This is a genomic window from Youngimonas ophiurae (nom. illeg.) (assembly GCF_049803795.1).
Classification (GTDB): domain Bacteria; phylum Pseudomonadota; class Alphaproteobacteria; order Rhodobacterales; family Rhodobacteraceae; genus Thalassobius.
Genome location: NZ_JBNAGJ010000008.1, coordinates 90259 through 111952, shown reverse-complemented (window position 1 = coordinate 111952; position 21694 = coordinate 90259). Strand labels below are relative to the sequence as shown.

General features: G+C 63.0%; 17 protein-coding genes and 1 pseudogene. 4 read left to right on the top strand and 14 right to left on the bottom strand.

Annotated features, from left to right (window positions below):
• Positions 1-130: 130 nt before the first annotated feature.
• From ACP15O_RS15690 to ACP15O_RS15680, 3 genes are all read left to right on the top strand, one after another.
• On the top strand, positions 131-1141 hold the full coding sequence (locus ACP15O_RS15690) for a C4-dicarboxylate TRAP transporter substrate-binding protein (RefSeq protein WP_425097066.1): 1011 nt from the start codon (positions 131-133) through the stop codon (positions 1139-1141).
• 90 nt (positions 1142-1231) lie between these two features.
• Positions 1232-1876 (top strand): TRAP transporter small permease subunit, encoded by a 645-nt coding sequence (locus ACP15O_RS15685; protein WP_425097065.1) that lies wholly within the window; start codon positions 1232-1234, stop codon positions 1874-1876.
• Positions 1876-3276: a TRAP transporter large permease gene (locus tag ACP15O_RS15680; protein WP_425097064.1), complete on the top strand. Its 1401-nt coding sequence runs from the start codon at positions 1876-1878 to the stop codon at positions 3274-3276. The genes ACP15O_RS15685 and ACP15O_RS15680 overlap by 1 nt, the downstream gene beginning before the upstream one ends.
• Positions 3277-3309: 33 nt before the next feature.
• Here the strand turns inward: ACP15O_RS15680 and ACP15O_RS15675 are convergent, their stop codons facing one another.
• From ACP15O_RS15675 to hemP, 7 genes are all read right to left on the bottom strand, one after another.
• The gene (locus ACP15O_RS15675) at positions 3310-4389 is read right to left on the bottom strand and encodes a DUF1513 domain-containing protein (RefSeq protein WP_425097063.1); all 1080 of its coding nucleotides are present in this window, start codon (positions 4387-4389) and stop codon (positions 3310-3312) included.
• A 12-nt stretch (positions 4390-4401) separates the two neighbouring features.
• Positions 4402-5463, bottom strand: coding sequence for an imelysin family protein (locus ACP15O_RS15670; RefSeq protein ID WP_425097062.1), 1062 nt, complete (start codon positions 5461-5463; stop codon positions 4402-4404).
• Positions 5463-6872: a di-heme oxidoreductase family protein gene (locus tag ACP15O_RS15665; protein WP_425097061.1), complete on the bottom strand. Its 1410-nt coding sequence runs from the start codon at positions 6870-6872 to the stop codon at positions 5463-5465. Before ACP15O_RS15665 ends, ACP15O_RS15670 begins: the two co-directional genes overlap by 1 nt.
• 40 nt (positions 6873-6912) lie before the next feature.
• Positions 6913-7398 carry a bacterioferritin gene (gene bfr, locus ACP15O_RS15660; protein ID WP_425097060.1) on the bottom strand — a complete coding sequence of 162 codons (486 nt, stop codon included), beginning with the start codon at positions 7396-7398 and terminating at the stop codon, positions 6913-6915.
• Positions 7382-7639, bottom strand: coding sequence for a (2Fe-2S)-binding protein (locus tag ACP15O_RS15655; RefSeq protein WP_425097059.1), 258 nt, complete (start codon positions 7637-7639; stop codon positions 7382-7384). Before ACP15O_RS15655 ends, bfr begins: the two co-directional genes overlap by 17 nt.
• A gap of 92 nt (positions 7640-7731) precedes the next feature.
• On the bottom strand, positions 7732-9003 hold the full coding sequence (locus ACP15O_RS15650) for an imelysin family protein (protein WP_425097058.1): 1272 nt from the start codon (positions 9001-9003) through the stop codon (positions 7732-7734).
• 37 nt (positions 9004-9040) lie between these two features.
• Positions 9041-9202 (bottom strand): hemin uptake protein HemP, encoded by a 162-nt coding sequence (gene hemP, locus ACP15O_RS15645; protein ID WP_425097110.1) that lies wholly within the window; start codon positions 9200-9202, stop codon positions 9041-9043.
• 345 nt (positions 9203-9547) lie between these two features.
• Between hemP and mnmH the strand changes: the two genes are divergently transcribed.
• Positions 9548-10621, top strand: a complete 1074-nt coding sequence (gene mnmH, locus ACP15O_RS15640) for a tRNA 2-selenouridine(34) synthase MnmH (RefSeq protein ID WP_425097057.1) — start codon at positions 9548-9550, stop codon at positions 10619-10621.
• Here the strand turns inward: mnmH and selD are convergent.
• The 7 genes and pseudogenes from selD to ACP15O_RS15605 all read right to left on the bottom strand — a co-directional run bounded on the left by selD (position 10584) and on the right by ACP15O_RS15605 (position 21506).
• Positions 10584-12764, bottom strand: coding sequence for a selenide, water dikinase SelD (selD, locus tag ACP15O_RS15635; protein ID WP_425097056.1), 2181 nt, complete (start codon positions 12762-12764; stop codon positions 10584-10586). The two genes, mnmH and selD, sit on opposite strands and share 38 nt — an antisense overlap.
• Before the next feature lie 99 nt (positions 12765-12863).
• Positions 12864-15515 carry a molybdopterin-dependent oxidoreductase gene (locus ACP15O_RS15630; protein ID WP_425097055.1) on the bottom strand — a complete coding sequence of 884 codons (2652 nt, stop codon included), beginning with the start codon at positions 15513-15515 and terminating at the stop codon, positions 12864-12866.
• Positions 15516-15614: 99 nt separating this feature from the next.
• Positions 15615-16853 (bottom strand): annotated as a pseudogene (locus ACP15O_RS15625) (NAD(P)/FAD-dependent oxidoreductase); the annotation flags it as partial.
• A 2-nt stretch (positions 16854-16855) separates the two neighbouring features.
• Entirely contained in the window at positions 16856-17275 is a 420-nt protein-coding gene (locus ACP15O_RS15620) for a globin family protein (protein ID WP_425097054.1), read from the bottom strand.
• Between the two features lie 4 nt (positions 17276-17279).
• Entirely contained in the window at positions 17280-18962 is a 1683-nt protein-coding gene (locus ACP15O_RS15615) for an ABC transporter ATP-binding protein (RefSeq protein WP_425097053.1), read from the bottom strand.
• A 5-nt stretch (positions 18963-18967) separates the two neighbouring features.
• A complete protein-coding gene (locus ACP15O_RS15610) occupies positions 18968-20062 on the bottom strand; it encodes an ABC transporter permease (RefSeq protein WP_425097052.1) in 1095 nt (364 codons plus the stop codon).
• Between the two features lie 76 nt (positions 20063-20138).
• The gene (locus tag ACP15O_RS15605) at positions 20139-21506 is read right to left on the bottom strand and encodes a CmpA/NrtA family ABC transporter substrate-binding protein (RefSeq protein WP_425097051.1); all 1368 of its coding nucleotides are present in this window, start codon (positions 21504-21506) and stop codon (positions 20139-20141) included.
• Positions 21507-21694 lie beyond the last annotated feature (188 nt).

The following is a 21694-nucleotide window of genomic DNA, read 5'->3' as shown; positions in this document are numbered from 1 at the left end:
TTCACGGGGTTCCTACCCACTTTCCGGTATGCAGAATGTCTTTCTGCAAGAAAGGCTTGGCACTCAGAAAGGGCTGTACTAGCTTCCTTCTGTCTGCGGTGGTGAACGTGCCGCGTACGGGAGGAAAACAATGAAGAACCTGATGACCAAGGCCGCTGTTGCGGCGCTTGCCTTTGGCTTTGCAACCGAGGCCATGGCAACCGAATGGAACGTGTCCGTCTGGGGCAAACGCCGGGCCTTTACCGAACATATCGAAAAACTGGCCGAGCTGGTCAGCGAAAAAACCGGCGGCGAATTTACCCTGAACATCAGCTATGGCGGCCTGTCCAAGAACAAGGAAAACCTGGACGGGATTTCCATCGGCGCGTTTGAAATGGCGCAGTTCTGTGCGGGCTATCACCGCGATAAGAATCCCACCATCACCGTGCTGGAACTGCCCTTTCTGGGCGTGAATACCCTTGCCGAAGAGGTGGCCGTGGCCCGCGCGGTCTATGCCCATCCGGCCGCGCAAAAGGATCTGGCGCGCTGGAACGCGAAACTGTTCATGCCCTCGCCGATGCCGCAATATAACCTGGTTGGCACCGGCGAGCCTCGGGATACGCTGGACAAGATGAACGGGATGCGCGTGCGCGCGACGGGCGGTATCGGTCAGGCCTTCAAGACCATCGGCGCTGTGCCCACATCCGTGACCGCAACCGAGGCCTATAACGCCATGGAAAGCGGCGTGGTGGACACGGTGGCCTTTGCGCAGCACGCGCATTTTGCGTTCCGCACCATTGATCAGGCCACCTGGTGGACGGCCAACCTGAACCCCGGCACGGTGAATTGCCCGGTGGTGGTGAACACCGATGCCTATGACGCGCTGTCGGAGTCCGAACGCGCCGCGCTGGATGGCTCGATCGACGAGGCGCTGGATCACTACCTGGCCAACTATGGCGCGCTGCTAGAGAAATGGGACACCGTGCTGGCCGAAAAGAACGTGACCAAGGTCATGATCTCCGAGGCCGAGCTGGACAAGTTCCGCGCCGCGGCCGCCGATCCGATCCGGGAAAAATGGCTGGCGGACATGACCAAACAGGGCATCGACGCGCAGGGGCTGTATGACACTGTCATGACCACCCTGGCCGAAACCCGTAAATAAGATCATACCGCCCGACGGCTTTGGCCCTCGGGCGGTTTCCGTTTCAGATACGGCAATAGGCCCGCAAAGGGCATCCAGAGAGGGGGACGCATGGCTGGCTCATCCGCTGTGCTTGAGGACGGCTCGACCCTGAGCCGCCTGGACCGATCCTTGCATCGGATCGAAAAAATTCTGGCCCTGATCAGCGGGTTGGCGGTGTTTTCGCTGATGGTGCTGGCGGTCATTTCCGTGGGCGGGCGCAACACGATGAACGCGCCCTTGCCCGGCTATGTGGACTGGATCGAGCAGATCATGCCGCTGATCGCCTTCATGGGCGTGGCCTATACGCAGCGCGACGGCGGGCATATCCGCATGGACATTCTGGTGGGGCGGCTGAAGGGCCGGGCGCTGTGGGCGGCTGAATTCATCACCGCACTGGCCACGCTGATCCTGATGGCGCTGCTGGTCTGGGGCAGCTGGGAGCATTTCCAGCGCAGTTTCGATTTCGCCGCGCCGATGTGGAGCCGTGACAGCTCGATCGACATCGGCATTCCGATCTGGCCGGCCAAATTGCTGGCCCCCGTGGCGTTTTCTGTGCTGTGCGTGCGGGTTGTGCTCCAGCTGTGGGGCTATGGGCGGGCTTTCGTGCTGGGGCTGGTTGAACCTGTTGCGGTGCCTCTGGTGCTGTCCGCCGCCGCGCAGGCCGCCGAAGAGGCGCAGCATGTGGGCGGTTTTGACGATGAGGAGGCCCGCTGATGGAACCGATTGATATTGGCCTGTGGGTCTCGGGGTTTTTGCTGCTGATGGTGGTCCTGGGAATGCGCGTGGCCTTTGCGGCGGGCATCGCCGGGCTGGTGGGGCTGACGTGGATTTTCTGGAACAAGTTCGGCTATGATCCGTCCCGGTTCATGAAGGCGGCGACGATTGCGGTGAAAACCGCCGGGCAGGTGCCGCATTCCAAGGTCTCGTCCCAGGCGCTTAGCCTCATTCCCACCTTCATCCTGATCGGATACCTGGCCTATTACGCGGGGCTGACCAAGGCCCTGTTCGAGGCCGCCAAACGCTGGGTCGGCTGGCTGCCGGGCGGGCTGGCGGTGTCCACGGTGTTTGCGACGGCGGGGTTTGCGGCGGTGTCCGGGGCCTCGGTGGCGACGGCGGCGGTGTTTGCCCGTATCGCCATCCCCGAGATGCTGAAAATCGGCTATGACAAGCGCTTTGCCGCGGGCGTTGTGGCGGCGGGGGGCACGCTGGCCAGCCTGATCCCGCCCTCGGCTATTCTGGTGATTTACGCGATCATCGTGGAACAGGACGTGGGCAAGCTGCTGCTGGCGGGCTTCATCCCCGGCGCGTTTTCCGCCATCGTTTATGGCGCGCTGATCGTGGGCATGGCGCTGATTGTCCCCAATTTCGGCCCGCCCGTGCGCGGGTTCACATGGGGGCAGAGGCTGGCCTCGATCCCGCCGGCCTTCCCGATCTTTTTCGTGGTGCTGATCATCATCTTCTTTATCTACAACCCGTTTGGAGGCGATGCCTGGGGCACCCCGACCGAGGGCGGCGCGCTGGGGGCCTTTGTGGTGTTCCTGATGGCGGTGTATCGCGGGATGCGCTGGACCCAGCTCAAGGACGCTCTGCTGGAAACGGCGAAACTCAGCGCGATGATCTTTACCATCATCTGGGGCGTGCTGATCTATGTGCGCTTCTTGGGGTTTGCCGATCTGCCCAGTGCGTTTTCCGACTGGATCACCAGCCTGGATCAGTCGCCGATGCTGACGCTGATCTATATCCTGCTGGCCTATGCGGTGCTGGGGATGTTCATGGATGCGATCGGGATGCTGCTGCTGACTTTGCCGGTGGTCTATCCGGCCGTCATGGCCCTGAACGGAGGCGAGATGGTCTCGGCCGCTGACAGCGCCTTCGGCATGTCGGGGCCGATGTGTGCGATCTGGTTCGGGATTCTGGTGGTGAAAATGGCCGAGTTCTGCCTGATCACCCCGCCCATCGGGCTGAACTGTTTCGTGGTGGCCGGGGTGCGCGATGATCTAAGCGTCCAAGACGTGTTCCGCGGCGTGACCCCGTTCTTTGTGGCCGATGCGGTGACGATTGCGCTGCTGATCGCCTTTCCTGCGATTGTGCTCTATCTGCCCGGACTGGCGTAAACGCAGAGGGTCCGGCCGTGCGGCCGGGCCCGTTCACACGTAAATCAGGTGGTTGTCCCAGGCCAGTTCCTGCTGGCCGATAATCTGCGCCTGAGGCCCGGAGAACCGGATCACCCGGCCCGTGCCCGCCGTGGCGATAAACCCGGCCCCCAGCACGTTCAGCCCGCAGACATCCTCTTCTTGTACATGCCAGAGAAAATCGCCGGTTTCGGCGTCGAAAACATGAATCATACCGCCGCGCGGGCTGGAGATCGCCACCTGCGTCCCGTCCCCGGAAAAGGCGATCGAGCCAGCATAGCCGCGCATCCGGGCGTGCAGCGGGGCCGGGGCGCGGCCCAGGACGGGCGTTTCCTTGCGGCCCGGACGGTACAGGCCCACCAGCGGCGGGTGATCGGTTGCATTGCCCTGCCACTGCATCGCAAAGCCCACTGTCCCATCGGCCCGGACAGCCATATGGCGGATCGAGTTCAGCCGCAGCGCAGGGTCCAGCTGGGTGATCTCGGAAATCTTGCCGTCGGGGCCGATCAGCGCCAGATTTGCCCGCATCGAGGCCAGATTCAGCGGTGTGCGCCCGCTTTCGGGATGCGTGTCGATCCCGCCATTGGCGATGACGAACCGATCGGTTCCCGGCAGGCGCAGCATGTCATGCGGGCCCACCCCGCCCGAGCTGAAATCCCCCACTCGCCGGTATCCGCGCGTCCGATCCCAGACGGCCACGCGGCCCGCGCCGTTTTCATAATCGTTTTCCGGAGTGAACAGCATTCGCCCATCGGCCGAAAACACGCCATGCCCATAGAAATGCCGGCCCTCGGGGCTGTGCAGCTCGGCTTTGATCGCGCCATTCGCGCAATCTATGACCTGCGCAAATGTGCCGGGGCGGCGGGCAAAGGCGACGATCTCGGCGGCTTCTGGATGGGCCGCGGCGGCATGGCCGCGCCCAGGCATGGGCACGGAGAACAGTGGCTCCAGGGTTGCTGACAGGCCGATCAGGCGATGCCCCGCGCCCGTCCTGGCCGCTGACAGAAACCGAGGCCCGCCGACATCGGCCCAACTGGCCCCCGAGGCCAGACCGCTGGCCAGTAGCCCGGCCAAAAATCCGCGTCTTGTGGTCATCTTGGCCCCCGTTTAATCGCCATCCAGCGCGTTGAATCCTGCCGCGACGCCCAGCTTGGCTCCGATATTGGCCAACTGCTGTTCGCGGATCGTGTCGATCGTCTGTTTCAGGATCTCGATTTTCAGCCGCTGCGCGGGATCATCGACCCCGGCAAAGACCGGATCCTCTAATGCCAGGGCCTGCGCAAGGGCCTGATCAAACGCCCGAGCCACATCCGCGCTAAGCCGGTCGTCGTTCTCGGACAGGATCAGCGCCAGCGCGCGCAGGGTTTGCAGCGACACGATCACATGATGCAGCGCGCGCCCCGACCGCCAGGCCTCGGCCCGTTTGGGGCGCGGTTTGTCGAATGTGCCCAAAGGACGCCCCAGCCGCGTATCCGAGGTGAATTGCAGCCCCGTGGCCAGCGCTTTGAACAGCTCCTGGCGCACCTCATCGGCGGATTGATAGGGGCTGTATTCGCTGCCCGGCGTCAGCATCAATTGCGCATAGCTGTTCGCCCAGTCCCGCGCCATCGCCCCCGCAGTTGCCGCCAGATCCGCGCTTAGCGCCTGAGTCAGCGCGCAGGCATAGCCGGTATTTTCCTGATAGCGCGCATCATAGAGCAGGTATTCCAGCGCATAAAACCCCCGCGCCGCAATCGAGAGCGAGGCAATGCCCTCGGGGGTGGTGATGATCGGATCCTGATCGGCGATCAGCCGGGTCAGAGACTTGGGCGTCTTCGAGCGGCCATCGGGCCAGAATCCCATGGCAAAGGCGCGGTTTTCGGTCTCGGTAGGGCCAAAGCGCAGGTGGCTGACCTCGATCCAGTCATCGAAGGCCGCGCCCCAGGCGGACCGCAGCGCCGGCTCGGCCGGATCGCAGTTCTGCGCCGCCATATCCGACAGCCGCGCCGTCGAATCCGCCAGAGCCGAGAAACCGGGCAGGATATGCTCTTGCACGGCGCGTTCGGCCTCGGGCGGGGCGGGGTCGGCCTCTGCCAGCGCAGGCAGGGATATGGCCAAAGATATGGCCAAAGATACGGGCCGAGCCATCAACGGGGCCATCAGGGCGGCGGTCAGCAGAGGTTTGAGCATCACAAACTTTCCAAGAATTTGATCAGGGCATCCCGGTCGGGAGGTGCCAAAAGGCTAAAGCGGTCTCGGGCCGGCTGGGCCTCGCCTGCGTGCCACAGGATCGCCTCGGTCAGCGTGCGCGCGCGGCCATCGTGCAGATAATATTCCGAATCCAAGACTTGTTTCGTCCGTCCAATACCCCAAAGCGGCGGCGTGCGCCATTCACGACCTGTTGCGCGATGTTCGGGGCGGTGATCGGCCAGGCCCTCGCCCATGTCATGCAGCAGGAAATCCGAATAGGGCCAGATCATCTGAAAACCGCGCAGCGGGTCGTTTTCGCGCCGCTCTGTCACATAGGCGGGCCGGTGGCAGGCGGCGCAGCCCAGATCCACGAACAGATCGCGACCGGGCAGGGCGCTGTGCGCAGCCGGGCGGGCGGGAACCGCCAGATGGCCCACATAGAGCGTGGTCAGGTCCAGCCCCTGCTGATCCAGCTCGGTTCCGCGCACGTCACCATCGCCATGCGGTGCTGCACGGCAGGCAGTCTGCGTGGGCGTGCAATCCCCCCATCCGGCCTCGAATATCGGAGAGGAAATCCCGATGTCGTTGGAAAACGCATCCGCCACCTGTTCGCGCAGCGTGGCATTGCCCGCCTTCCATCCATAGCGCCCCAGGCTGACCTGCCCGGTATCGCGCGACAGCCCCCAGTTCGCCCGCCCCGAGATCCCATCGCCATCGCGATCCTGCGGGTCGGCATTGGCCAGGATGTCGGCGTCGCGAATCGCATCAATCAGGCCCATCCCATGCAGGGGCGGGGCCAGGCGCGGGCTGATCATCGTCTGGGCGCTTAGCGGGGCGCCGGCATCATAGAGAGGCCGGCGCAGGGTCACGGTTTCGCCGGGCAGATCGACCTTGATATGCTGGTAACGGACCGTCGGAGCGCCCTCGGGGTCCAGCCCGGAAATGGCGTCTGTCTGTAATTGCCCGCCCAGGTGCGGGTCGGGCAGGGTGGCCAGATACTCTTGGATGCCGTGGGTGTCACCGCCCTGCACCGACAGGCGCAGCATCAGCGTCATGGGCAGGGGGCCATCGCCATCGGGGGCCGCGCCGCGCCCATTGCCCGGATGGCACATGGCGCATGAGCGCGCGTTATAATAAGGGCCCAGCCCATCCGAAGCCTTGGTGGACGAGGGCGACTGCACCCAGAATTTCTCGAACATGGCCTGGCCCAGGACAAAGTTCATCCGTGCCTCGGGCTCTATCCCCGTCAGCGGGGCCGAGAAAACCCGATCGGGCGCCGCGCCGTGCAGCGTGCCCTTACCACCGGGGTTGCTTTCGAACGGGTTCGGCTGGCCGGGCAGCAGGCGCATCGCCGCTGCGATGCGGGCGCTTTCCTGCGGGGTGCGGGGGGGCGTGTCGGGATCGGCCATCACAGGGCCGACCCCCAAAAACACCAAGCATAGCAGGGCTTTACTCGGCTTCGTCCATTTTGCTTGCGTTGAGCTGCTCATATTTCTCTGCACCGATCCGGTCGAACAGATCCAGCTGCGTTTCCAGAAAGTCGATATGACCCTCTTCATCCGCCAGAAGCTGTTCGAACAATTTCATCGAAACAAAGTCCCCCGCTTCGTTGCAATAGGCGCGCGCCTCTTTGTACAGCGCGGCGGCCGAATACTCTGCCGCCAGGTCGGCCTCCAGCGTTTCGCGGGCGGTCTGGCCGATCTGCAACGGATCCAGTTTTTGCAGGTTGGGATGGCCGCCCAATTGCAGGATTCGCACGATCAGATCGTCCGCGTGCTGCATTTCTTCGATGCTTTCCTCGCGGCTTTTCTTGGCCATGTGGCCCAGGCCCCAATCGTCTTGCAGCCGGTAATGCAGCCAATACTGGCTGACGGCGGTCAATTCGTGACGCAGGGATTTATTCAGATATTCGATAACTTTAGCGTCGCCCTTCATGCAGGTGCTCCTTTGTTGGTGCGCGGCGCAGGCCACGCAGGTGCATAGGTACGTGCAGGTTATCGTTTTTTCGCATGGTTGAAAGGAAAAGCGGCATGCAACCGCCACAATCGGCGGCTTTGCCAAGCGCGTGGTAGATCTTGCCGGGGGTGATCAATGTCTCTGGATCCGAGGCACGCATCCAATCGACAGCGGCATGAATGTCGCGATCCGAGATATTCTGGCAGTGGCAGATAATCATGAGCGGGCCTCGGGCTGGCGGGGTGGTATCACCCCCGGTTGGCAAACAGACACAGGGCTACCGGGGGTGACAGGGGCGCATGGTAAGGCGCTTTATTCGAAGACGGCGCCGGGGTTATCCAGGCTGTCCGACCCTTCGATTTCGAGCGTGTCCAGCCCCAGGGCCGAGACAACACGTTCAATGGATTTGGTTTGCGTGACCAGCCCGTTGACGCCGCCCATGATCAGGGCCTCGCCCTTTGCGTTGCCGCGCTCCAGCATCTGGTCATAGGCGAAACCATTGTCCGCAGCCGATTTGAGCGCACCGAGGGCGGCCATGGTTTCATTCAGGCGGGTCTTCATTTCGGTGTCCAGACCGGCGTCCTTGGCCGCAACCAGATCGGTCAGGGCCGGGCCGCTGACAACGGTGCCGTCCACGCGGGTGTAATGGCCCAGATACACGTTCTGAATGCCTTTGCCGTCATAGTAGTGGCTGTTATGCGTGTTGTCCGAGAAGCAATCGTGCTCTTCTTCGGGATCGTTCAGCATCAGCCCCAGGCGCATCCGCTCGCCGGCCTGTTCGCCGTAGGACAGGCTGCCCATTCCGGTCAGGATGGCGGTCAGGCCGGCAGCTTCGTCAGCCATCAAGGTGGCGCGTGCTTCGCCGCCCTCGCTCCATTGCGCCGTCATCCATTCCAGATCGCTGACCAGCAGGTCAGTGGCCGCTTTCAGATACTGGCCGCGGCGATCGCAGTTGCCGTTCGTGCAGGTCGCATCCGCGGCATAATCGGTGGCCGGACGTTCGCCCGCGCCCGCGTTGGTGCCGTGCAGATCCTGCCCCCACAGCAGAAACTCGATCGCGTGATAGCCGGTGGCCACGTTGGCCTCGATTCCGTCGGCCTCTTGCAGGGTTTCTTCCAGCAGGGCGGGGGTGATGGTGGTGGCGTCAATATCCGCCCCCCCAAGCGAGAACTTGGCATTCGCCACCACGTTCAGCGCGGCATAGGCGTTTTCATCGGTCGGCCCGCCATAGGACGCATCCACATAGTCGATCAGCCCTTCGTCCAGCGGCCAGGCGTTTACCTTGCCTTCCCAGTCATCGACGATGGCGTTGCCGAAACGGTAGACCTCGGTCTGCTGGTAGGGATTGCGCGAGGCCAGCCAGGCATCGCGCGCCGCTTGCAGCGTCTGTTCGGTCGGGTTGGCGATCAGCGCCTCGACAGCGGCTTGCAGGGCTTTGGCCGTGATCAGGCTGTCTTCGTATTTGGCCTGAGCGATATCGGCATAGGTGTCCAGGACCTCTTTGGCGGCGGGGGCTTTGGCGGTGGCCGCGGTGGCCGCAAAACCCAGCGCCAGGGCTGTGGAGGTCAGGAAGATGCGTTTCATGGAAGTTGTCCTTTGTCAGAAGGTGTTATGCAGAAGGTTATTTCGTAAGGATCAGCTTGCCGGCGCGGGTGATGCGCAGGCTGTAGACCTGATCGCCCAGAACGATACGGGCCTGGCTGCCGCCGGCCGTCAGATCCTCGGCGCGGTGGACGGGCAGGTTTTCGGGCACCTGTACGGCGCCATCGCGGTTCAGTCGCATGGTGGTCATGTGTTTGCCTCCGGGTTTTCGACACGGTCGAGCAGCCATTCCAGGCACAGACCGGCGTTCAGGCCTGCCTCGGACAGCATGGTGTGAAAAGTCATTCTCTCGTTGGCCGTGCCGCTCGGAAGCGGGCGATGTCCGGCCATTTGGCTTTGCGCGTTTCTCATATCGGACGTCCCAATTTGATCTCTGGATCGGGCTGGCCGCAGGCGCGGTTGGCTGGACATGAGGAATAACTGACAAAAAAGATCAGGATGGTCAACCTGAGTTTTTTAATAAGTTAATTTCGGGCGCTCTCACGGGGGGATGGTCTGGGCTGCGCGGCTGGGGTAGAACGGGGGCATGAAACAGGCTTTGACATGTCTTAACGATCTGAAAACACTGCCATTTGATCAGCTGATCGACGTGCGCGCCCCGGCCGAATACGCGCAGGATCATATCCCCGGCGCGATTTCGCTGCCCGTTCTGTCCGATGCCGAGCGCGCCGAGGTTGGCACGATTTATGTGCAGCAGGATCCGTTTTTGGCGCGCAAAATCGGCGCGGCGCTGGTGGCGCGGAACGCGGCGACTCACTTGCAGGGGGTGCTGGCGGACCGGCCCGGCGCGTGGCGTCCGCTGGTCTATTGCTGGCGCGGGGGGCAGCGGTCGGGGTCGTTTGCCTCGATCCTGGCGCAGATCGGCTGGCGGGTCGGGCTGGTCGAGGGCGGCTATAAATCCTACCGGCGGCTGGTGGTGCGCGCGCTGTATGAAACGCCGGTCGCGCCGCGCCTGATCCTGCTGGAGGGCGGCACCGGCACCGCCAAGACCGCTGTGTTGCAGCATTTGCAGGGGCAGGGGCAGCAGGTGCTGGACCTGGAGGCAATGGCGCAGCATCGCGGCTCTGTGCTGGGGGGACGGCCGGGCGGGCAGCCCGCGCAGAAAATGTTCGAATCCCGGATCGCGATGGCGCTGGCGGGGATGGATGCCGCGCGCCCTGTGTTCCTTGAGGCCGAAAGCAACAAGATCGGCGCCCGGATCATTCCGCCGATGCTGTGGCAGGCGATGCTGCGGGCCGAACATGTGCGGATACAGGCCCCCTTGCGCGCGCGGGCGGACTATCTGGTCGAGAATTACTCTGACCTGCTGGCCGATCCCGCGCTGTTGATCGAGAAACTGGAGGCTCTGGCTCAGTTTCACGGGCACGCGCAGGTTCAGGCCTGGCAGGCCATGGCGCGGGCCGCGCAGTTCCAGCCGTTGGCCGAGGCGCTGATCCGGCAGCATTACGATCCCGGTTATCGCCGCGCCTCGCGCCGGGCGGGGGCACCGCGCATGGTGGTGGAATTGCCGGGGTTAAGCCCGCAAGACCTGGCGCAGGCCGCCGCGCGGATCGCCGGCGCGGTTAGCCCTGCTGACAGCGGATCTCGGCCGGGCCTTTGATCATCTGGCCAATCGCGGCCGCGCGCAGGCCCTGGGCCGACAGGGCGCGCAGGATCTCGGGGGCCTGTTGAGGCGCGACCGCGGCCAGCAATCCGCCCGCCGTCTGCGGGTCATGTAGCAGGGCCGCCGCAGGGCCCGTCGCCTCAGGCACCGGAGCCTGAGCCAAATTCGACGCATAGAGAGTTGATCGGACACCGGCCCCGGACAGCTCTGCCGCCCCCGCATAGAGAGGGATCGCCTGTATATCCAGCTGCGCCCCCACGCCTGAGGCCCGGCAAAGTGCCAGCAGATGCCCGGCCAGCCCGAAGCCCGTCACATCCGTCATCGCATGTGCGCCGCGCAGCAGCTGGGCGGCCTGGGTTTGCGGCCGAGACATCTCGTGTAGCATGGCCGCGATGTGCGCCCCGTTGGCTTTGGTCTGCATTTCGGCGGCCAGCAACACGCCCGAGCCAATCGGCCGCGTCAGGATCAGCACATCCCCCGGCTGCGCGCCGGCATGGGTAATCGGGTGCTCGGCCAGACCCGTCAGGGTAAACCCGATGGTCATTTCTGCGCCCTGGGTGGTGTGGCCGCCGACGATCTCGGCCCCGGCGGCGCCAAGCACCGATTGGGCGGCGGACATGATCTCGGTCAGGGTGCGGCTTTGCAGGCGCGCCGACATGCGGGGCAGGATGATGCTGGCCAGCGCGGCCTGCGGGGTCGCTCCCATCGCCCAGATATCCCCCAGCGCGTGAACGGCGGCGATCCGCGCCATCAGGGCGGGGTCTTCGGTAAAGGCCTTCAGGTGGTCCGTCGTCAGAACCTGTTTCTGCCCGCCGATCTGCAAAATCGCCGCATCATCGCCCCGTCCGGTCAGCACATCGGGGCGGTGCACTGCGGGCAAGCTCAGCAGCGCCTGACCAAGCGTTCCTGCGCTGACTTTGGCCCCGCAGCCTGCGCAAATCGGTTGCCCATCCCCCAGTTCATGCGCCACATCCTGGGCCATGACAGAGGGAAGTTCTGCATGAGCCATGTCCGGCAACTCTTTGAACATGCGCATGAATTTCTGATCAATCCGGTTTTTCACCCACCAGAGCCACGGCCCGTACCAGACGCGCCCCCATTTTTCGGCCAGGGCGGATTTTTCGCCAAGCGTGATCAGCTTCAGATAGTCCTTTTGCGGATGAAACGGACGCAGGGCCTGCCCGATCAGGCGGGCCCGCAGGTTATCGAACAGCACCGGAGCCGCGCGCACCGCATAGACTCCGGCCTTTGGGCGCGGAGCATGAGTCAGATGAGCGCAATCTCCGGCTGCAAAAAGATCTTCATTGTCAGTGGTTTGCAGATAAGAGTTCACGTCTATGAACCCGTCGGTCAGCGCAAGATCGGTGTTTTGCAGCCAGGGATGCGGCAGGGCGCCAGCGACGCCGATTGTCAGGCCAGCGGGCAGGATAGAGCCGTCTTTCAATCGCGGGCCTTGCGCTGTGAATTCAGATATACATGTTTTAGTTCTGATACTTACGCTGCATTCCTCAAGTGATTTGCGAAGTCTGGCGCGCGGTGTGGGATCGGCGGGCAGGATTGTGTCCGCCGCCTCGATCAGGGTCACGTCTGCATGTCCGGTTGCAGCGCGCAGGGCATGGGCCATCGCCATCGATAATTCCACCCCCGCGACGCCCGCACCCACGACGGCAACGGGTTTGGCGTGCCCGCTGGCTTTGGCTTCGGCCAGGAAATTCGCCCAGGTTTCGGCATAGATATCCAGCGGTTTCGCGCCGATAGCGTATTCGGAAAATCCCGGAATTTGCGGCAGTTCCGAGGTGATCCCAATATCGACCGAGGCCACGTCATAGGGGATCACTCGCCCGCCAGTCAGGGTGATTGTCTTGGCGTTGGGATCCAGATTTTCGGCCCGCCCGACGATGATGCGGGCCCCGGCAAAACGGGCCAGCCGGACCAGATCAATCTCCAGCTCGTCGCGCGTATAATGCCCCGCGATATGGCCCGGCAGCATCCCCGAATAGGGGGCGGTGGGGCCCGGATTGATCACCGTGACACGCACGCCGGGCAGCGGACGCATTCCCCATTTCAGCAGCACCAGCGCATGGGTATGCCCGCCCCCAATCAGCACGAGGTCTCGGGTCAGGGGGATGTGCGTCTGCATGGGGCGGCCCTTGGAGCTATTCGGTTCCGCGAATGTAACCGCGCGCCGCGCGGAATACCATCGGCGCGGCGCTCTGGCGGGCTCACAATGGTGCGAGGGCTATTCAGCGGCTTCCTGTACCGTGGCCGAGGCCAGCAGGGCCGCCAGCTCGGGGCGGCAGGATCCGCAGTTCGTACCGGCATTCAGGGCTGCGCCGATGGCCTCGACGCTGAGCAGTTTCTGCTCGGCAATCGCGGCCAGAATGGTGTTCACGCCGACATCGAAACAGGCGCAGACGATGGCACCGGGATCGGGGCGGTCCGCACCGGGACGGCCTGCCAGCACCCCCTGAGGAGCGTCGCCCAGCAGATGGGCCACATGGTTGCGCGCCACCTGGACCGGCTCGGCCGAGGCAAAGAGCGCGCCGATCAGCCGCCCGTCCTCGATCAGGGCGATGCGGGCACTGCCCTTGGCCGGGTCCAGCACGGACATGGCTTGGGCATTCGGCGCGTTCAGCAGGGTGCGGGCGTAGGCCTCCCAATCCTGGGGACGGCCCGAGGCGGCAAGTTCGATCCGCCAGCCCTTGGCGCTGCGGGCCTGAGCCCAGTATTCCGTGTCGGCATTGGGCTCTTGCAGGGACACGGCAAACCCGTACCAGCTGGCCTGGAATTTCTGTACCTGCACCACCGAGGCCTTGGATTCAGGCTGGCCTGAAACCGGATCGGTATTGGGGGCCACCAGCACGTCCACCCGCCCGGCCGAGGCATATTGCGCGGTCCAGTGCATCGGCGCGAAGACCTGTCCGGGGGCCACGCGATCGGTGATCAGCGCCCGCAGCAGGGCCGTGCCATAGGGGTTTTGCACCTGCACGATGTCGGCGGGCGCCAGCCCCAGCCCGGCGGCGTCGCTGGGGTGGATTTCCAGATAGGGTTCGCCCAGGTGCTGCGACAGGCGCGCGGATTTGGCGGTGCGGGTCATGGTGTGCCAATGGTCGCGCACCCGGCCCGTGTTCAGACGGAACGGATACTCTGCCGAGGGCGTGGATTGCGGTGCGCGATAGTGGATCGGCAACATACGCGCCTTGCCCGAGGGGGTAAAAAACCGCCCGTCACCAAAGAACCGCCCGCCTGTGCGCACGGCGGTGACGGGCCAGTAGACGGGTTCCAGCGTGTCGTATTCCTCGTCTGTCAGGGCGCTGAGCCCTGAGATGTCGAAATCCTTGCCCAGCTGCCCGGCGATGCCGGACAGGGCGGCGTATTCGCGGAAAACCTCGGCGGGGGATTGGAAATCGAACATGTCATGCCAGCCCATGCGGCGGCCCACATCGGCCAGAATATCCCAATCGTGACGCGCCTGACCGGGGGCGGGCAGGAACCCGCGCTGACGCGAGATACAGCGTTCGGAATTGGTGACGGTGCCGTCTTTTTCGCCCCAGCCGGTGGCGGGCAGCACGACATGAGCCAGTTGCGCGGTGTCGGTATCGGTGGTCAGATCGCTGACGACGACGAAATCGCAGCCCTCGATCGCGGCCTTTACCGTATCGGCATCGGGCATCGAGACGGCGGGGTTGGTGCAGATCACCCACAGGGCCTTGATCCGGCCATCGCCTACGGCCTTGAACATGTCCACGGCCTTGGCACCGGGGGCTTCGGGCATCTGCGGCGCGTTCCAGAAGGTTTTCACAGCCGAGCGGTGCTCGGGCACTTCCAGATCCAGGTGACAGGCCAGCATATTGGCCAGCCCGCCCACCTCGCGCCCGCCCATGGCGTTGGGCTGTCCGGTCACGGAGAACGGCCCCATGCCAGGCTGGCCGATCCGGCCAGTGGCCAGGTGGCAGTTCAGGATCGCGTTCACCTTATCGGCCCCGGCGGTGGACTGGTTCACGCCCTGGCTGTAGACCGTGACCACCTTTTCCGTGCCGATCCACATGTTGCAGAAGGTCTGAATATCGGTCTCGGACAGGCCGGTGACCGCGCTGTCGCAGCTAGAGGCCGCGTCAATCGCCGCATCGAACCCTTCGACATGGGCCGCCACGAAATCAGGGTCCACCGCGCCCTGTTGCTGAATTTCCACCAGCAGGCGGTTGAACAGGGCCGCGTCGCCTCCGGGTGCAATCGACAGGTGCAGATCGGCCAGATCCGAGGTCGCCGTGCGGCGCGGGTCGATGTTGACGACCTTCATCTTCGGGTTGGCCTTTTTCGCCGCGACGATACGCTGGAACAGCACTGGGTGGCACCACGCCAGGTTCGATCCGGTCAGCACCACCAGATCGGCGGTTTCCAGATCGGTATACTGGCCGGGGACGGTATCGGTGCCAAAGGCGCGTTTATGCCCGGCCACCGAGGACGCCATGCACAGGCGCGAATTCGTGTCGATATTGGCCGAACCGATAAAGCCCTTCATCAGCTTGTTGGCGACATAGTAATCCTCGGTCAGCAACTGACCCGAGACATAAAAGGCCACGCTGTCAGGCCCGTGTTCGGCGATGGTGTCCTTGAATTTCTGCGCGACCAGATCCAGCGCGCTGTCCCAATCGGCGGGGGTGCCGTTGATCTGGGGTGTCAGCAGGCGATCCTGAAGCCAGGTGGTTTCGCCCAGGGCCGTTCCTTTGGAACACAGCCGTCCCAGATTTGCCGGGTGATCGGGGTCGGGCTTGGCCTGCACGCCGCCTTTCGCGTCGGGTTTGACGATCACACCGCAGCCCACGCCGCAATAGGGGCAGGTGGTTTTGCAGCTGGCAAAAGGAAGAGGCGGGCGCTGTGGTTCTTGCATTCTGGTTTCCCTTGGCGGGGTCTCCTCCGAGTGTGGCACCCGGAGGGGACGTTAATTCACTGTCCTGTTTCGCCGTTGCAGCCATCCGTTATCCGGTTAGGCTGCAACGGCCTCCATAGGGTCCACTGGGGGCCCTCCCTGGAAATCGGGACCAAAGATCAGGGTCTCGCGCATGTCGGTGATGTCGGCGCCATCTCGGATCAGGTTATAGAACCAGCCGCCATCGGCCGTATCGCCGTACATGACGGCCCCGATGATGTTATTATCCTTGAGGATCAGTCGCTTATAGGATTTCCCGGTGGGGTCGCGCAGGATGATGTCCTGCCGGTCCTCGCCCTCGGCGAAATCGCCCGCGCTGAACAGATCGCAGCCTGTGACCTTCAGTTTGGTGGACACTTCCTTGTTCACGAACCGTGCGGGGATGCCTTGCAGCGTTTTGGCGACGATCTGCGCCTGATCGTAAAGCGGCGCGACCAGGCCAAAAAGCGCCCCGTCATGTTCCACGCATTCGCCCACGGCCAGAATATCAGGGTCCGAGGTGACCATCTGGTCATTGACCACGATGCCGCGGTTGACCTCTAGCCCGGCCTGAATGCCCAGGGCCGTGGCCGGGCGGATGCCCACGGCCATAACCAGCAGATCGCAGGGCAGCTCGGTGCCGTCTTCCAGGCGCAGGGCGGTGACATGGCCATCCTGCCCGACGATTTCCTGCGAATTGGCGCTGCACATCACCTTGATGCCGCGATCCGTCAGCGCCTGGCGCAACAAAAAGCCCGCGGCCGGATCCAGCTGACGCTCCATCAGATGGCCCATGATATGCACCACGGTCACATCCACGCCGCGCGCCTGCATTCCGGCTGCGGCCTCCAGCCCCAGTAGACCGCCGCCGATCACCACCGCCCGCGCGCCGGGTCTGGCACCCAGGGCGATCATGCGCTCGGTATCTTCGAGGTCACGATAGGCGATCACGCCTTTCAGATCGTGGCCGGGCAGGGGGATCATGAAGGGGGTCGATCCCATGCCCAGCACAAGTTTGTCATAGGGAACTTCGCCCGTCTCGGACATCACCACCTTGCGGTCGCGGTCAATGCCGGTGACGCGCTCGCCAAAGCGGCAGGTCACAGCGTTTTGCGCATACCAGGCATCATCGTGGGTGACGATTTCGGGATAGGTCTTTTCCCCCGCCAGAACCGGAGACAGCATCAGCCGGTTATAATTCCCGCGAGGTTCAGCATTGAAGAGGGTGACGTCATAGGCGTCCGGCGCGTCGGCCAGCAGGTGATCCAGCACCCGCCCCGAGGCCATCCCTGCACCTATGACAACAAGCTTCTGCGGCATGATTATTCGGCCGCCTCCGGATAGGCGGCACCGATCATGACGCCGGCCAGGGTGGTATAGGCCACGGTCCAGGCGTTCTGGACCTCATCGGTGAACCCATCGCCCAGACCCGCGCCCAGCGTATAGAGAAGCGCCGCGCCGACCTTATCGTAATCCTCGGCCTGAACGCCATAGTCCACGTGTTTGACGGCCAGCTGCTGCGCGACGGGAACGATTTTATCCAGATCGCGCAGCCCGTTGACGACAACCCCCAGCGTGGTCATCAGCTTCATGCCCTGCTCGTCCATATTGCCCTTGAAATAGGGTTTCACCTCGGGGGCTGTTTCAAACAGGCGTGCATAGAAAATCTCGGCGGCTTTTTCCTTGATCGGGACAACCTTGGCAAAACTGTCCTGAACCAGCTGAATCTGTGCGTCTTCCATTGGCTTACTCCGCGGCTATGGCTTTGGCTTTCGGTTTCGGCTTGGCGCCGTGCTCGTATTCCTCAAGGAAATCAAGAACTTCCTGGCGGAAGTTGTAGTAGTCGGGGTGATCCAGAAGCGCCTTGCGCGAGCGCGGGCGCGGTAGATCCACATCGACGATTTTCCCGATGGTGGCCTGCGGTCCGTTGGTCATCATGACCACGCGGTCCGCCAGCAAGATCGCCTCGTCCACGTCATGGGTTACGCAGATGGCGGTCACCTTGGTGCGCTCCCAGACCTCCATCAGAACCTCTTGCAGCTCCCATCGGGTCAGGCTGTCCAGCATCCCGAAAGGTTCATCCAGCAGCAGCAGTTTCGGCGACAGGGCAAAGGCGCGGGCGATGCCCACACGTTGCTTCATCCCGTTGGACATGGAATGGGCGGGCCGGTCCATCGCATCGGCCATGCCGACACGTTCCAGATAGTATTCCACCACGTCCTGACGCTCGGCCTGGCTGGCCTTGGGATAGACCTTGTCCACGCCGATGGCGCAGTTTTCGCGGGCTGTCAGCCAGGGGAACAGGTTGGGCGACTGGAACACCACGGCGCGTTCGGGATCGGCGCCTTCCACATGGCGGCCGTCCAGTTTGATCGCGCCCTTGGAAATCGAGTTCAGCCCGGCGGCCATGGTCAGCACGGTGGATTTGCCGCAGCCCGAATGCCCGATCAGCGAGATGAACTCGCCCTTGTTGAGCTTCAGGTTGAAATCCTCGACCACGGTCAGCGGGCCCTTGGGGGTGGGGTAGATCTTGTGCAACTGGCTGAAGTCCAGGAAGTTGCGGTCGATCATGCCCTTCTGCGCGTCGGCCACGGCGGCCGGCACGTCCGAGCCCGCGTGGATCGGTTCCACATTGGGCAGGATGCGGGTGCCTTCGGCCTTGGCCTCGATCCCGACATCCATCAGGTATTTCGTCACCTCCGAGCGCAGTTTCTTGAAGCCCTCGTGGTGGTTCATCTCCATCCGGTCGCGGGGGCGGGGGATGTCCACGGTAAAGGCCTCGCCCAGGGTTCCGTCCGGGTTCAGCGGAATGATGCGGTCGGCCAGGATGATCGCCTCGTCCACGTCATTGGTGATCAGAACGCAGGTTTTCTTGTCCGCTTCCCAGATGTGTTCGATCTCATCGGCCAGGTTGGCGCGGGTCAGCGCGTCCAGCGCCGACAAGGGCTCGTCCAGCAGCAGCATCTCGGGGTTCATCGCCAGGGCGCGGGCCACGTTCACACGCTGGCGCATCCCGCCCGACAATTCCGCCGGACGGCGCGTTGCCGCATGGGGCAGGCCCACCATATTAACGTAATGGGCCACTTTTTCAGCGCGTTCTTTTTTGCTGAGATTGGGGAAGATCGTGTCCACCGCCAGCCCGACATTGCCGTTCACCGTCAGCCAGGGCATCAGCGAGTAACTTTGGAAAATCACCCCCCGTTCGGGGCCGGGGCCCGTGATGGGCTGGCCCTTATAGGTGACCTCGCCCTTGGTGGGGGTGTCCAGACCGGCCATCAGGTTGATCAGCGTGGTCTTGCCGGTGCCGGAAAAGCCCAGGATGACCAGAAACTCGCCTTCCTCTACCTCAAGGTTGATGTTTTTCAGAACATGGTGAGCGTTCGTTCCCTCACCAAAGCTTTTGTGGACGTTTTTGAAACTAATCGACATGGGGATCACCGATTATTCGAGAAGGTGAACAGCGATTGCAGGGCGAACATCACACGGTCCAGCAAGAAGCCGATGATCCCGATGGTGAACACGGCCACCATGATTTTCGCTAGCGACTGGCTGGAGCCGTTCTGGAACTCATCCCAGACGAACTTGCCCAGACCGGGGTTCTGCGCCAGCATTTCAGCGGCGATCAGCACCATCCAGCCAACCCCCAGCGACAGGCGCAGGCCGGTAAAGATCAGCGGCAGGGCCGAGGGCAGCACCAGCTTGGTGATCTTGGTATAGGTGTTCATTTTCAGAACCTTGGACACGGCGACCAGATCCTTATCAATCGAGCTGACCCCCAATGCGGTGTTGATCAGCGTCGGCCACAGCGAACACAGGGTCACGGTGATGGCCGAGATCAGGAAGCTTTTTGAGAACATCCCGTCATTGGTGGCATACACAGCCGAGACAACCATGGTCACGATCGGCAGCCAGGCCAGCGGCGACACGGGTTTAAAGATCTGCACAATCGGGTTCACGGCGGCATTGGCGGTCTTGGACAGACCGGCGGCGATACCGACCGGAACAGCCACGATGGTGGCGATCAGGAACCCGAAGAACACGGTTTTGATCGAGGTCCAGATCTGCTGGTAATAGGTGGGTTTGCCGGTATAGGCGCGCTCTTTGACCTTATCTTCTTTGCCGGCGGCGATCAGCTTGGCATTGCGCGCGTCCTGACGGTCATAGAAAGCGGCCTCTTTGTCTTTTTCGCGCAGGTGGTCCTCGTGCAGGTTTTCAACCTGTTCCCACACGGCGGCGGGGCCGGGGATTGCCCCCAGCGAGGTCTGCACCTTGGGGGCCAGCGTGCCCCACAGCAGCAAGAAGGCCAGGATGGCCAGCAGGGGAACCCCCAGCAATTGCCAGATTTCCTTGCCCTGGGCGCGGGGGTTATCGCCAGCGATGGCTTTCAGGATCGGCGTGATCCAAGCAAGGCCCAGTACCTTGAACCAGGCATCCATCTTGTTGATGCGGGTGAACATCCGGGCGCGGCGGGCTTCTTTTTCAGCAGCCTTGTCAGCCTCGGACAGGGTTTGGGGGTCAATTGCGGTCATCTGTCTGATCCTGCGGGGTTTCGCGGTTAAGGGGTGGGGCCGGGCGCAAGGGGAGCAGCCGCCCGGCCCGAGGGCGTTAGCCCTTTACTTCGTTGCCTTCGACAACCTGGGCGCCTTTCAGGCCGATCGGCAGGCTGTCCAGATAGGCGTTCGGGGCTTTGCCGTCATAGGCGATGCCGTCGATGATGTCCTCGGCCGGGGTGGGGGCCTTGTAGCCGTCCGAACCAAAGTCAAACATGTCCTCGGTGGCCAGCCCGTCGTCGATCAGGCTTTTGGCGGCTTCCAGGTAGATTTCCGGCTTGTAGACCGATTTGGCGACTTCGTCGTACCAGCTATCCGGCTTGGCCTCGGCGATCTGGCCCCAGCGGCGCATCTGGGTCAGGTACCACACAGCGTCGGAATAGTAGGGGTAGGTCGCGTTATAGCGGAAGAACACGTTGAAATCGGGCACGGCGCGCTTGTCGCCTTTTTCGTACTCGAACGTGCCGGTCATCGAGTTCGCGATCACTTCGTAGTCAGCGCCCACATATTCCGAGCGGCTCAGGATTTCCACGGCCTCGGGGCGGTTGGCGTTGTCGTTCTCATCCAGCCACATTGCTGCGCGGATCAGAGCCTTGGTGATGGCGATGGTGGTGTTGGGGTTTTCCTGCTGGAACTCTGCCGACAGGCCAAAGACCTTCTCGGGGTTGTTTTTCCACAGCTCATAGTCGGTGATGACCGGAACGCCGATGCCTTTGAACACGGCCTGCTGGTTCCACGGCTCGCCCACGCAGTAGCCGTAGATGGTGCCGGCTTCCATGGTGGCGGGCATCTGCGGCGGAGGCGTCACGGACAGCAGCACATCGGCGCCGATCTGGCCGGTCACGTTTTCAGGGCTGTAGAAGCCCGGCTCCAGCCCGCCAGCGGCCAGCCAGTAACGCAGTTCGTAGTTGTGGGTCGACACGGGGAACACCATGCCCATGTTAAAGGGCTTGCCCTCGTCCTTGTATTTCTCAACGACGGGCTTCAGCGCGGCGGCGCTGATCGGGTGGATCGGCTTGCCGTCTGCGTCATGGGGGATGTGTTCCTTCATCTGGGCCCAGATTTCGTTCGACACGGTGATGCCGTTGCCGTTCAGGTCCATCGAGAAGGGGGTGATGATATGCGCCTCGGTGCCGAAGCCGATGGTGGCGGCCAGGGGCTGACCGGCCAGCATATGCGCGCCGTCCAAAGTGCCCGAGATCACGCCGTCCAGCAGGACTTTCCAGTTTGCCTGCGCTTCCAGGGTCACGAACAGGCCTTCGTCCTCGAAATAGCCTTTCTCATAGGCCACAGCCAGGGGCGCCATGTCGGTCAGCTTGATGAAGCCGAACTTCAGTTCGTCCTTTTCGACGTCCAGCATTTCTGCAGCCGCGGGGGTCACCAGCATGGTCGTGGCTGCCAGGATAGAGGCGATACGTTTCATTCTCTGTCTGTCCTTTATTCAACGCTCCGAAAAGTCGGAACAACAAAAAAGCCGCTGACGCACTCTGCCTATGCAGAGGGTCGAGCGGCTTTGCTCAGGGTTTCCCGGATCATCGGGGAATTTCGATAGACGCAACGCCCTTGTTACGTCTTGTGGGCCAAGATGAGGGGGATTCGGCGGGTTCAGCA